Origin of the sequence: Vibrio xiamenensis, from assembly GCF_900100015.1 — a bacterium.
In the GTDB taxonomy this organism is placed as follows: domain Bacteria; phylum Pseudomonadota; class Gammaproteobacteria; order Enterobacterales; family Vibrionaceae; genus Vibrio; species Vibrio xiamenensis.
This window is the reverse complement of record NZ_FNDD01000003.1, coordinates 111080-125122: the sequence shown is the minus strand read 5'-3', so window position 1 is coordinate 125122 and position 14043 is coordinate 111080. Positions and strand designations below refer to the sequence as shown.

Here is a 14043-nt window from a genome sequence, read left to right as displayed (position 1 = left end):
GGGGCCGATGGTACTGTAAGTCATCCTCTACCGTTATTGATCAACAACTCGATTTTCACCTGATTCACATTTATAAACCAGCTACGCCCCATATTTGTGATTTTTGTCACCTTTGGTGGGTCGCGTAACTGAGATTAAAACCTACATTTGCACAATAACCCCTGTAAATTATGAAAACCAATGCGCTCCAGTGTGACATGGAATACATATTGGCGATTTGGTAGTAGAGATACTCATCGCCGTTATCTGTGCGGCAACTAAGTTTATTTTGTTAGTGGTGTGATCTCTCTCACCGCGATGATGCGTCCAAGCGCACTGTTTGAGAGTTCGATCACTGAGCTTTGAGCGATCCGTAGTCTACGCCCTGACTCCTCCTCCTAATCCACCCTTAAGATAGGAGGATGTTTCACTTGTATTGTAGGTGCACGATATGACTCAGATGAATTAAACCAATCAGTGAGATTTCTGTTATGAAACCTACGCAGCAAAAAGATTTCGATAAAAATGCCTTCCAAGCCAATGTGAAAAAGCATTTATCGGCAACGTACGCGACGACGGTTGAACATGCGACGCCTCGTGCATGGTATTTGGCAATGGGCCGAGCGCTGGCTGAACTGACCACGCTAGACTTATTAGAAACTGAGCAAGATGAGAAAATCACTCACGCTAAAAGCGTGAACTACTTATCTCTTGAGTTCCTTATTGGTCGTCTGACGGGCAATAACCTGATCAGTATGGGCCTTTATGAGCAAATTACCGAAGCGATGGCAGAGCTAGGCCAGAGCTTGACGGACCTATTGGAAGAAGAACGCGATCCGTCGCTTGGTAACGGTGGTCTTGGTCGCTTAGCTGCGTGTTTCATGGATTCTCTAGCTGCTCAAGAATTTCCAACCGTAGGTTATGGTTTGCACTACGAATACGGTTTGTTCAAACAATCCTTTGACCACGGTCGTCAACAAGAAGCGCCAGATGCATGGTGTGGTGTGGAAGGTTACCCTTGGGAAGTTGCTCGCCCTGAATTGGCGCAAGAGATCGGCTTCTATGGCCACGTTGAAATTTACGAGGATCAAGGTAAAGAGCGTCGCCGCTGGGTTCCAGGTATGCAAGTAAAAGCGATGCCTTGGGACATGCCAATCGTAGGCTACGAAAGTGATACAGTTTACCCGCTACGTTTATGGGAATGCCAAGCGATCGCGCCTTTCTCGCTGGAAAGCTTCAACAACGGTAACTATTTTGAAGCGCAGCACGCGCTGATCGATTCTGGCAACATCACTAAAGTGTTGTATCCAAACGATAACCATGAAAAAGGCAAAACACTGCGTTTAATGCAGCAGTATTTCCACAGTGCCGCTTCTGTGCGCGATATTCTACGTCGCCATGAACTGGCTGGACACACTCTGGCGTCACTACCAAAATACGAAACCATTCAGCTTAACGATACCCATCCGACCATCGCTATTCCTGAACTGATGCGTATTTTGATCGACGAAAAAGGTCTGTCTTGGGAAGATGCGTGGGCAATAAGCTCGCAAACTTTTGCTTACACCAACCACACCTTGCTACCAGAAGCGTTGGAAACGTGGAGCGAATCTTTGATTCAGCGCCTATTGCCACGCCATATGGAAATCATTTACGAAATCAACCACCGCTTCTTAAAAGAAGTTCGCGCGAAATGGCCGGGTGATGTTGCCAAGCAGCAAAAGCTTTCCATCATCGAAGAAGGTTTCCACCGCATGGTGCGCATGGCGAACCTATGTGTGGTTGGCTCTTACGCCGTGAACGGTGTGGCGGCGCTGCACTCAGAATTGGTCAAACGTGATCTGTTCCCTGAATTTAACGAGCTTTACCCAAATCGTCTGCAAAACGTGACCAACGGTATCACGCCTCGTCGTTGGTTGAAGTTCTGTAACCCAGCACTGTCTGCGTTGATCACTGACAAAATTGGTGACCAATGGCCGGCGGATCTCGACCAACTTGAAGCGATTGCTAATTTTGCTGATGACGCTAAGTTCCAAAAGGACTTTATGGCAGTCAAGAAACACAACAAAGCGCGTTTAGCGACTTGGGTCAAAGACAACATGGGTATCGAGCTAGATACCAACGCTATCTTTGATGTGCAAATCAAGCGTCTGCATGAGTACAAGCGTCAGCACCTCAATATGCTGCACATCCTGTCTCTGTACTACCGCTTGGTGAGCGATCCTACTTTTGATATGGCGCCTCGCGTGGTTTTCTTCGGTGCGAAAGCGGCGCCGGGTTATCACCTAGCGAAAGAGATCATTTACGCGATTAATAAGATCGCCGAGAAAGTGAATAACGATCCGCGTATCGGCAATAAGCTTAAAGTGGTGTTTATTCCTGACTACCGCGTCAGCATGGCGGAAATCATCATTCCAGCCGCTGATGTATCTGAGCAAATCTCAACTGCAGGTAAGGAAGCATCGGGTACCGGTAATATGAAGATGGCGCTAAATGGCGCGCTGACGATCGGTACGATGGATGGTGCTAACGTTGAAATTCGTGAAGAAGTTGGCGATGACAACATTTACATCTTTGGTCTTGAAGTGGACGGTGTAGAAGCGCTGAAAGCCAATGGCTATAACCCATACGACTACTACAATGCAGACCCTCTGCTAAAAGCGTCGATGGATCTTCTACTAGGCGATGAATTTACTCCGGGTGAGCCAGGTGCATTACGTGCCACTTACGATAGCTTACTTGATGGTGGTGACCCATACCTAGTGTTGGCTGATTTTGCTTCTTATGTTGCTGCGCACGAAGCGATGGACAAGCAATATCGAGACCAAGCCGGTTGGGCGAAGAAAGCCATCCTCAATACCGCGTTAGTGGGCAAATTTAGCTCCGACCGTAGTATTCGAGATTACGTTAATAACATTTGGAAACTGGAAGCGGTCAAACGTTAAGTCAGTTCACAATAGCCAAGGCCAGCGAGCCTTGGCTTGATTCTTTTTGATCACACAACCCTACTAATTTTTGAAGGTGTGAGCAGTCCTTCGGAGAGAGCGATGAAACAACAAAATGCATTAAAACAAGTCGCTGAAATGGCACGAATTGCCGATCGCTACGTCAGCGCCTGGGGCGACGAAGCGAGAGTTGAAGATGAGACGATTCGTCGTCTTTTGGCGTCTTTGGGGTACGATACCAGTAGTGACGACGCGCTATTGAAATCTGCAGAGAAAAAGCACAGAAAAGATGTCCTTGAGCCAGTTTTGGTATTGCGTGAAGGCCAGCCTGTACACGTTGAATTGAATTTGGGCAGCAGTGCTCGTGAGAGCGAGTTTAGCTGGCGCCTTGAAACTGAGCAGGGGCAAATTCTTGAAGGCTATTTACAGTCGCAAATCGTTACGGATGAGCGTGATAATGGCGGCCCACTGACTTTTGCACTACCCAAGGATCTGGAATGGGGTTACCACAAGTTAAGCGTACTGCGTAAACGTCGTAAATCGCCTTACGAAATGATGCTTATCATTACGCCTGAGCAGTGCTACAAACAACCAGCAATGCTGGCGAATAAGAAAATGTGGGGCCCAAGTGTTCAGCTGTACACGTTAAGAACTCAACATAACTGGGGGATTGGCGATTTTGGCGATCTTAAACAACTGGTTGCAGATATCGCATCGCGTGGTGGGGACTTTGTGGGTCTTAACCCAATTCATTCTTTATTCCCAGCCAACCCTGAGGGGGCGAGCCCGTATAGCCCGTCATCGCGCCGTTGGCTCAACATCTTATACATTGATGTTAGTTCAGTGCCAGAGTTTGCCTTAAGTGCGAAAGCTCAGCAAAAAGTCGGCAGCGCCGAATTCCAGCAGCGCCTTCAAAAAGCGCGTGATGCGCATTGGGTCAATTATACCGAAGTGGCAGACCTTAAAATGAGCGTGTTACCGCTGCTGTTTAACGAGTTCAAAACACGCCACTTAGATAAAAATACTGACCGCGCTCAAGCGTTCTTGGCGTTTGTTGAACAAGGCGGAGATAGCTTACTGCACCAAGCGGCGTTTGATGCGATTCATGCCACGTTGCATGCTCAAGACAGCAATATGTGGGGGGGGCCAGTATTTCCTGAAGAATATCGCCGTTTTGAAAACAGCGGTGTGCAGAAATTTATTCAGACCAATCAAGACTTGGTTCATCTGTATATGTATCTGCAGTGGGTGGCAGACAGCCAGATTAACGAAGCGCAAGCACTCGCGGAAGAAAAGGGTATGGCGGTTGGTCTTTACCGTGATTTAGCCGTTGGTGTCGCCGATTCAGGTTCGGAAACTTGGGCCGATGACGGCAATTTGATCTTAGATGCCAGCATTGGCGCGCCACCAGATATCCTTGGACCATTGGGCCAAAACTGGGGTTTGCCGCCGCTTAATCCGCAAACCCTGCAAGCAACGGGATACGATGCGTACATTAAGCTGCTACGCGCCAATATGAAGCATTGTGGTTCATTGCGTATCGACCATGTACTTGGGCTATTGCGCCTGTGGTGGATACCTAAGGGTGAGAACGCAACCAAAGGGGCGTACATCTATTATCCGGTTGAGGATATGCTGGCGATCTTGGCACTTGAATCGCACCGCCATCAATGTAGCGTCATTGGTGAAGATTTGGGCACAGTGCCTGATGAAATTGTCGAAATTCTGCGTGATGCGGGCGTACATTCATACAAAGTGTTTTTCTTTGAAACCTCTAAAGAAGATGGCGGATTTTTATCGCCAGCTCATTATGCACAGCAATCCATGTCTGCGCTATGTACTCATGACATGCCGACGCTACGTGGTTTCTGGCATTGTGATGATTTAAAAATGGGCGCGGAACTTGGCTTGTATCCAAACCAAGAGCAGTTACAAGGTTTGTTTGCTGACCGCCTTAAAGCAAAACAGGGAATATTGGATTCAGTCGCTTGGCACGGCTTCTTACCTGAAGGGGTTGGGCGCGACGCACAATTCGTACCTATGGATACCCATTTGGCTCAGGCATTGCAACTGCACGTTGCTGCTGGTTCGTCTGCACTGCTGAGTGTGCAATTGGAAGATTGGTTGGAAATGGACAAGCCGGTCAATATTCCAGGTACTGTGGATGAGTATCCAAACTGGCGTCGTAAACTGTCGATGAACTTAGACGAGGTGTTTGCCACTGAAAGCGTTAACCAAATCGCGGCACAATTAACCAAAGTACGCGCTACTGCCAGTAAATAACCGTATGATATAGTGTAAAAAGTCGGGCGTTGGTCACTCTACATCAGAGTTGAATTCGCTACACTTTAATCACGTGATAAAGCCCGCGATAGCGGGCTTTATAGTTTTAAGACTAGGTCAAACTGGCAACGTTCGGTTAGGGAGAAACAGTTGAGCAAAAAGAAAGCTACTAAGATTGATTACATACATAACCAGCTGTCACATGCTTCATTTTCAGACCCATTTTCATTTCTTGGGCCATTTATCGACGCTAAGCAAGGAGCGCTTAGAGTGTGGATGCCAGGCGCGAATAACGTATCGCTGCTTATTGACCAACAAGAGCCTCTAGCACTTTCACGCGAGGGCGATTCGGCATTTTTCCTTCAAAACGGTCCTGATTTATCATCGACCCATTATCGTTTACTTGTGGATTGGGGGGATTTCCAACAAGAGGTCGATGATCCATACCAGTATCACAATATCTACGCTGAGTACGAAGATCTTCACACCCCTAAGACCATGTATCAGAACATGGGAGCGCAATTTATCACCCTAGAACGTGGCGGTGACCATGTATCTGGCGTGCGTTTTTTGGTTTATGCACCCCATGCGCAATCTTGCAGTTTGATCGGACCGTTCAATCAGTGGGATGGCCGCTGTTTACCGATGCAGCGTCTGGACTACGGCATGTGGGGCATTTTTGTTCCAGGGTTAGGAGCGGGTACTCAATACAAGTTTGAACTTAAAGGGCCAAGTGGGGAAGGATTACCACATAAAGCCGATCCGTGGGGATTTTTTGCTGAGCAGTACCCATCGTTTGCCTCTGTGGTCTATGATCACCGCGCTTATCAGTGGCAAGATCAAAAGTGGCAAGCAAGGCCGGTTACCGAAAAGCGCAAACAAGCGCTGTCGTTTTATGAGTTGCACCCTGGTTCTTGGAAACGTGGCGCGGATGGGGAATTCTTAAATTATCGAGCGCTTGCCGACCAACTTGTGCCTTATTTGGTCGATATGGAATACACCCATGTTGAACTGATGCCAGTGTCAGAACATCCGTTTTACGGTTCTTGGGGATATCAGCCGGTTGGACTATTTGCGCCGACCAGCCGTTACGGCTCGCCAGATGATTTTAAATACTTTGTCGACGCGTGCCACCAAGCAGGTATCGGCGTGGTGTTGGATTGGGTTCCGGCCCATTTTCCTTCTGATGATCATGGTTTGGCGAATTTTGATGGAACGCCGTTGTTTCATGATCCGGATCCGCGCCGCGGCTGGCATCAAGATTGGAATTCGTACATTTACGATTTAGGCCGTGAACACGTGCGCCGATTTTTAGTTTCCAATGCTCTGTATTGGTTTGAGATGTTCCATATTGATGGTTTGCGTGTCGATGCAGTGGCTTCGATGCTTTATTTGGATTATTCGCGCAGCCATGACCAGTGGATCCCAAATATCGATGGCGGTAACGAAAACTACGATGCCATTGCGATGTTTAAATGGATGAATGAAGAAGTCTATAAATGGTTCCCGAATGCGATGACGATTGCTGAAGAGTCAACCGCGTATCCTGGCGTTTCGGCACCTACTTTTGCTGGTGGGCTCGGATTTGGTTTCAAGTGGAACATGGGGTGGATGCACGATAGTCTCTCTTATATTAAAGAGGACCCGGTACATCGCAAATACCACCACAATACCGTGACGTTCCCGCTGATATACGCGCACAGTGAGAACTACGTATTATCACTCTCCCATGATGAAGTGGTGTATGGCAAGGCGTCGATTTTAGACAAAATGCCCGGCGATGAGTGGCAAAAAACCGCTAACGCACGCGCCTATTACGGTTATATGTATGGCCAACCGGGCAAGAAGCTCAACTTCATGGGCGCGGAAATTGGTCAGACGGCTGAGTGGAATCATGACGATCAACTGCAGTGGTTCTTGTTGCAGTTTGAACGCCATCAGGGGATTCAAAACTTGATTCGTGACTTAAACCATTTATATCGCAGCGAAGCTGCGCTTTATGAACTAGACAGTGAACCGCGAGGTTTTGAGTGGCGCTTGCAAGATGCAGCAGACGCCAGCGTGTTGGCTCATGAGCGTTTGAGCGATAAAGGTGAACGGATTCTGGTGATTACTAACTTCACGCCAGTGCCGCATGATAGGTTCCGTTTAGGAGTACCGTATGTGGGAACATACCAACTGTTATTGAATACCGATGATAAACGCTATCACGGCAGTGATTATGGTATTGCTGAAAAAGTTCAAACGGAAAAAGTGGCAAGTGAAGGATTAGCTCAATCAATAGAACTAGTTTTACCGCCCTTAGCGACGGTTTTTTACAAATTTAGTTAAATTCGATGAGTATAAATTAGCGATAAATCCAGTGAACACTGTATTCGAATAGTACCGTGCTTGGTATAGGTTTAGGTGATACCAAGCACTTATTTCTCAATGTTGGGAAAATTCAACAATAAACAAAAAATTTGCAATTAAATATTAATACTCTCTGTCTTTTCCTTTCCTGAACTGTCTTCTATTTTTGTTCCTAATTTATGAATCTTGTTGCATTTTTGTTGTTAATAAAAACAAATAGAAGTCTTTATTTATCAACCTGTAATGGATCACGTGATTTAGTAAACATTCAACTTGGAAATTATTTTTAAGCTAATGATTTTTAGACCGTAACTGAGCACTTTTATACTTTTTTATAAAGGTTAAGTTTATGTTTGTTGTCCAAAAAATAAGACGCTCAAGTGGTTTTAAACCGTAATCATAACTTGTAAAGTTGGCAAGTAAGGCCAAATTTTTGGTCATATTTACGTTGATTTGGGTGGCTAATAGCATATTTATTTTTTAGTCAGTAGGCTTTAAACCAATTTAAAAAAGACAATATGCGCATTCGCCCCATAAAAATTGTTGTCGTATTAGCGCTTTTTACGGGTATTTATGGCGTTCTTTCATGGATCTATATATGGCCAGGCTTCCACTATGCACAAGCAGAGTTAAGGCGTCTGTACTATGGTGGGTCTTATGATACGAATTACTATAAAAGAAAGATGGAAGGTTTTTCTAAGCTTAAAAAAGACATTAAAAACGCCGATATCATATTTTTGGGTGACAGTCTGACAGAAGGCTTCGATCTAAAAAATCATATTAAGCATCGTAATCTAGTTAATTTAGGTATTTCTAGTGATACTTCATATGGTGTTTTAAATCGAATCGAAATGTTGAGTCAAAATAAAAATAGTATCGTGTTTTTAATGATAGGTGTGAATGACTTAGGTATAAACGAATCTTTTGAAAATATCAAAAATAACGTCACGAGTATTATTGATTATTTGAAGAGTAAAGGCTTATACATTGTGATTCAATCTGTTTTGCTAACCGATGGCAGAAAACGTGACAACCATAATATTTTTCTTCTCAATCAGGAATTAATTAAATTATCTAAACAATCGGGTGTTACCTATTTAGATTTAAATCCTTTTATGGTGAAGAATGGCAAGTTAAACCCTGAGTTTACTTATGACGGCTTGCATTTGAATGCAGCTGGTTATAACGCGTGGGCTCATGTAATAAACGTATTCTTGAATGCGATGATCAAGGGATAAGTTAATTGAAAACAAAAAGTTACCGCCCAGACATAGATGGACTGAGAGCCATAGCTGTTCTTTCGGTCGTCCTCTTTCACATCGAACCGTCGTATCTAAGTGGCGGTTTTTTAGGCGTCGATATCTTCTTCGTTATCTCTGGGTTTTTGATAACCGGGATTATCTATAAAGAGAAATTGGATAATACATTTAGCTTTGCGAATTTTTATGTTCGCCGTGCCAAGCGTATTCTTCCTCCACTATTTCTACTATTGATTTTAGTATTAGGTATTGGTTACTTTATCTCGCTACCTTATGAATATTATAAGGTCGGGATCTCAACGTTAAGTGTATTGTTCTTTGCTTCAAATATGCAATATGCACTGCGCACAGGGGATTATTTCTCTAATGACTCATCTGAGTGGCCGCTACTGCATACTTGGTCATTGGCAGTTGAAGAGCAATATTACTTTACGTTTCCGATAACCTTATTCCTTTTAATTAAGTTCTTTGATAAGCGCAAATTTACCGTTCTGATTGTATTTTGTATCGCCAGTTTTGTATTAGCTGAATACATGTCAAGAACGCCTCAGTATCAATCTCTTAGCTACTATCTGCTGTTTACGCGTTTTGGTGAGATGTTGGTGGGTTCGTTGCTTGCATTGCTGTCGGTCAGCGGTAAGTTGCCACGCTTTCGATCAAATGGACTGGCAACGGTTGCTCTTGCGGCAATCGCTCTGTTGATGGTTTGGGTGGATAACTCTTCGCCGTTCCCAGGCTTCATTGCGTTAGCAATCTGTCTACCGATTGCAATTTTGATCAACAGTGACAACACTTGGGTCAATAAACTGCTATCGAATCGCGTGTTAGTGTTTGTTGGTTTGATCTCGTACTCTTTGTACTTGTTCCACTGGCCTGTGCTGGCATATATTCGTTACGTGTTTGATATCAAGGGTGACGGTTATTCGTTACCGTTTAATATTCAAGTTCTTGCCGCTATTGCAATGTTCTCGTTGGCGTTGATCTCGTTCTTTATCGTTGAGCGCCCGCTACGTAAGTTATCGTTAAAACCGATTTATGTGGGTTGTTACTACTTCCTGCTACCAACCATTATTGTGGGCTCAATCGCAGCGTATGTAGTGTACAACAAAGGTGTGCCGCAACGCCTTTCGACCAACTTAGTTGATGCAAACTTCCAGTACAGCCACATTGATAAAAACAAGTGTCCAGACTTGGTTAACTTGGGTTGTGAAGGTGGTCGTACTGACAGTAATAAGAAAATCGCGTTCTTTGGTAATAGCCACGCTGAACACTATTTCGAGTACGTTTCAGAGCTTGCCAACAAATACGATTACGATGTGAAATTATACGCCTCCGGTGGTTGTGGCCTGGGTTTGAAAGGTTCATCTGAGAAATGCCAAATGGTGAGAAAAGCCTTTGATAAGGTCGCAGATCAAGCGGATCTGATCTTCATTGCCTTCCGCTGGGATACTTTACCGAAAGGGCTTGGCGATATGATTTCTGGTTTAGTCAAAGAAGGTAAACGGGTTGTGGTTTTGGCGCAGCCGCCGCTTCTAACCGTTAACCCAGCGAAAGTCAGCAACTGTATTCGTCTTGGTGTTCATTGTGATACCAATATCACCATTAGCGATGAGTATCCAAAATACAATGAATTGGTTAAGAACATTGTCATCAGTAATGGTGGCGAGTTTGTCGACCCATATGCTTATGTTTCCGATAAGAAAGCTTATCGTGATGGCGATATCCTGTACTATTCCGATGACGACCATTTATCGGTTTACGGTGCGAAATGGTTAGCCAAAGCTTATGAAGGCTCAGGAGCTGGCGCATCAATATTTCAATAATTGAGCGCGAAATCCCTCCGACTTCAAAAATGACAAAGGACCTGATATCAGGTCCTTTTTTTATACGCTAAATTGATCGATTAACGGCAATGGTGCCTGTTGCTAGATGGAATTGTTCTAACTAGATGAAATTGTTCTAACTAGGTGAAACCGTTCTAACTAGATAAAGTTGTCCGAACCATGCCAACAGGCCGATAGGAGAGAAACACATGATTACTGCTTTGTATGCGGCATTATTGGGTGCATGGATGGTCGCTCTGTCAATAGGTGTGATTAAGCAGCGCAAGAGTCACCAGATCTCTTTAGGGGACGGAGGCGTGGGGAGCTTACAAATGGCGCGTAGTGCCCAGACCAACGCAATGGAGTACATTCCCATTACTCTCATCATGATGATGTTAGCGGAATATAACGGTGCGGCACATTTATGGCTGCATTTGGCTGGTGTGGTGTTTTGTATCGGTCGAGTTGCGCATGCGAAAGCGATTTTATCAGCAACGTTAAAATGGCGGGTGAGAGGCATGCTGATGACATTTTTTGTTATGGTGTTACTGGTGATTCTTAACCTCGTATATCTGCCTTACTCTGAGCTGTTTTAAGCAAAGTTCGAATATTCACAAACAAAAAAGGCGAGCTCAAAGCTCGCCTTTTTCGATCCTTTCGATAGGTTTAAATCAATTGCCAGGTAGACAATAAAAAAATACCAATCGTACAGCTGACGAGCGAGCAAACGGTTGTGAGCGCGATGATGTTTGCCGCCAGCGTGGAATTACCGCCCATCGCGCGAGCCATCACGTAACTGGCCGCCGCTGTGGGCGCTGAACTCATCAAAAATACCAACGCTAACTCAATGCCACGAAAACCAAGCCCGATGGCACCTGCGGTGATAGCCAGAGGCGAAATGACCAGTTTGAGCGTTGTAGAGAACCAAGTGGAATGCTTTTCGTGTTTGAGCGAGCCAATATCTAGTGAGCCGCCTGTACATAGTAAGGCAAGGGGCAGCGTCATATTAGCGAAGTATTGACCTGCATCGAGTACCACTTTAGGCACTGGAATGGCTAGGAAGTAAAACACCATACCGATGATGATGGCGATAATGAGTGGGTTTTTGGTTAAGGTTTTAGCGATAACACCAGCGGCCTGCTTACCTGAAGTTTCGCCTTTCGGGCTTAAACAAATAACGGCTTGGATATTATACAGCAGCGTCATTGAGGCGACATACACTGCCGCTAATGCAACGCCTGAATCGCCATAGGCGTTAGCAACGTATGCAAGGCCGATGATCGCAGTATTGGCGCGAAAACCACCTTGAATGATCACGCCTTGATCTTTCGGGTCTGGAAACAGGCGCTTGGTTGCAAATGTGGAAAATAGAAAGAAAGCCAGATTCGCAAGTAAGCCATAACCGATCAGCGGTGCGCTTGAGCCAAAGTCGTGATTGGACTTGATAATACTAAGAAACAGTAACGCTGGTAGCGTGACTTTAAAGACCAATTTTGAGGCGATATCAATGAAGTTTTCATTGATGACGTTGGTGCGTTTTAAAATCACACCAAGTAATAACATTAAGCAAATGGGGCCCGTTATTGAGGCTGAAAACGCCAATTGCTCAACCATGTTTGCCATATCAACTCCTTGAATTCGTGTCCTTTTCATGCAAAGCACGCCATTGTGCGCTGATTTCGCTGGGAAAGAAATTAATTTTACAAAAAAGAACGTTCGTGCTAATAATCGTTCAGTTTGAATAAATAAGTGCAATCAATGACTAAAGGCCGAATCACTCGAGAATTTATTTTGACGCAGGCGTTTGAACTGGCGAGCGTTAATGGTTTAGAAAGCCTCACGATTGGTGGTTTGGCCAAGCATTGCGGCTTGTCTAAAAGTGGCTTGTTTGCCCATTTTCAATCCAAGGAAAATTTGCAACTGGCGCTGGTGGAATTTACTCATCACACCTTTGTGTCGCGGGTCATCGACCCAGCACGCGATCTTGATGAACAGCGAATTGAGCATAAATTACGTTGTCTGCTGGAGAACTGGCTCAACTGGAACCATTCGTTTCAAGGCAGTTGTCTATTTTTAGACGCGTGGAAAGATGCTCAATCTGGTCGTTGTCCACTGCAAGCGGCGTTAAAACGCACCATCGCTATGTGGATTGACTATTTGGTGATTCAAATTGAAAAAGGGATCAGGAACGGCGAATTCAATCAGGCTCTTGACCCAAAGCAAGCCGCTTTTGAGCTCTACGGTCTGTACCTTAGCGCCCATCTGTTTTATTCCATTCATGGCAAATCTGAAAGTGATCGCTATTTTTGGACCGCAGTGGAGCAATTGCTTCAGCGTTGGCAATCAATACTCGAATCCAGTGACTAAGTCACAGTTTAGATGCGAGAGCATCTTAGCGACTTGGTGATGTTTTAATGAAAAAAAGCACGTTCGTTCGAAAAATGACGAGCGTGATGAGGAGAAAGACCATGAGTGAGAAAATCTATTTCAATACTTCTAACAAGTTCAGTTTGAAAAGAACTCTGGTTAATGTGAGTACTCGCTTACATCATACTGTTGCCCCTAAACATGCGGAGAAAGTCGCACGAAAACTGCTGCTGACGCCTGTACGTTCTAAACCAAAAAATTCAGAGCCTAGTGGACTGGTTAAAGGGGAATTACAAACCTCGGAAGGACGCTTGACGACCTATCGACTGGGGAGTGGGCCTGTGTGGCTGTTGATCCACGGTTGGTCGGGAAGCGCCAATCAATTTCTGCCACTAATGGAACACATCGCTGAGCAAGGGTTTACTGCGTTGGCATACGATCATCCGGCTCATGGTTCTAGCGAAGGCGTATACGGGCATATTCCAAGTTTCGTGCGCGGGCTTGAATCGGTGATTGATAGCATTGACGATTTAGCCGGGGTGGTCGGTCACAGTATGGGGACGGCGGCATTGCTGGAATGTCGCCATCAAAAATTGCATGACTGTCCCTTGTTACTGATTGCGCCGGTTTTGGAGTATTTGGAGAATCTGTTTGGCAGCTTACAGCGCTCTGGTTATTCAATGAAACTGTTTAACGCCGTCGCGCAACAACTCGAGCAGCAGTACCACTATCCACTGCAGTCCATTGATCCGTACCGTAAATTGGCGGCGCGCCATTGTCCGACCACCATAGTGCATGATCAACTGGATAAATTTGCGCCATTTGATGTGTCACAGCGCGCTGCGGACGAAATGCCGGCGGTGAATTTGGTCGCAACTCAAGGTCAGGGTCATGGCCGTGTGATGACCTGCGCGCAAGTGATGCAAGCGTTTGATGCATTGACCAAGTCTTAATACCGAGTAATGACATAGGTCATAATGCCATTTGATTATTAATATATTTCCATTGTTATCATGGTGTTAAATGTAAAACCAT

9 protein-coding genes are annotated in these 14043 nt (G+C 45.1%); 8 read left to right on the top strand and 1 reads right to left on the bottom strand.

Features of this window, described 5'->3' with window-relative positions:
* The first annotated feature begins 470 nt into the window (after positions 1–470).
* From BLS03_RS03750 to BLS03_RS03725, 6 genes are all read left to right on the top strand, one after another.
* Positions 471–2924, top strand: a complete 2454-nt coding sequence (locus tag BLS03_RS03750; RefSeq protein ID WP_093269886.1) for a glycogen/starch/alpha-glucan phosphorylase — start codon at positions 471–473, stop codon at positions 2922–2924.
* Positions 2925–3026: 102 nt separating this feature from the next.
* The gene (gene malQ, locus BLS03_RS03745) at positions 3027–5207 is read left to right on the top strand and encodes a 4-alpha-glucanotransferase (protein WP_093269883.1); all 2181 of its coding nucleotides are present in this window, start codon (positions 3027–3029) and stop codon (positions 5205–5207) included.
* Between the two features lie 150 nt (positions 5208–5357).
* Positions 5358–7538, top strand: coding sequence for a 1,4-alpha-glucan branching protein GlgB (glgB, locus tag BLS03_RS03740; RefSeq protein WP_093269881.1), 2181 nt, complete (start codon positions 5358–5360; stop codon positions 7536–7538).
* A gap of 539 nt (positions 7539–8077) precedes the next feature.
* Positions 8078–8797, top strand: coding sequence for a GDSL-type esterase/lipase family protein (locus BLS03_RS03735; RefSeq protein WP_093269880.1), 720 nt, complete (start codon positions 8078–8080; stop codon positions 8795–8797).
* Between the two features lie 5 nt (positions 8798–8802).
* A complete protein-coding gene (locus tag BLS03_RS03730) occupies positions 8803–10641 on the top strand; it encodes an acyltransferase family protein (protein ID WP_093269877.1) in 1839 nt (612 codons plus the stop codon).
* A 209-nt stretch (positions 10642–10850) separates the two neighbouring features.
* The gene (locus BLS03_RS03725) at positions 10851–11237 is read left to right on the top strand and encodes an MAPEG family protein (protein ID WP_093269874.1); all 387 of its coding nucleotides are present in this window, start codon (positions 10851–10853) and stop codon (positions 11235–11237) included.
* A gap of 70 nt (positions 11238–11307) precedes the next feature.
* Here the strand turns inward: BLS03_RS03725 and BLS03_RS03720 are convergent, their stop codons facing one another.
* Positions 11308–12264, bottom strand: coding sequence for an AEC family transporter (locus BLS03_RS03720; protein WP_093269872.1), 957 nt, complete (start codon positions 12262–12264; stop codon positions 11308–11310).
* 135 nt (positions 12265–12399) lie between these two features.
* On the opposite strand from BLS03_RS03720, the gene BLS03_RS03715 reads away from it, so the two are divergent.
* Both BLS03_RS03715 and BLS03_RS03710 read left to right on the top strand, forming a co-directional pair.
* A complete protein-coding gene (locus tag BLS03_RS03715; RefSeq protein WP_093269869.1) occupies positions 12400–13008 on the top strand; it encodes a TetR/AcrR family transcriptional regulator in 609 nt (202 codons plus the stop codon).
* Positions 13009–13109: 101 nt separating this feature from the next.
* Positions 13110–13961 carry an alpha/beta hydrolase gene (locus tag BLS03_RS03710; RefSeq protein WP_093269867.1) on the top strand — a complete coding sequence of 284 codons (852 nt, stop codon included), beginning with the start codon at positions 13110–13112 and terminating at the stop codon, positions 13959–13961.
* Positions 13962–14043: the final 82 nt, after the last annotated feature.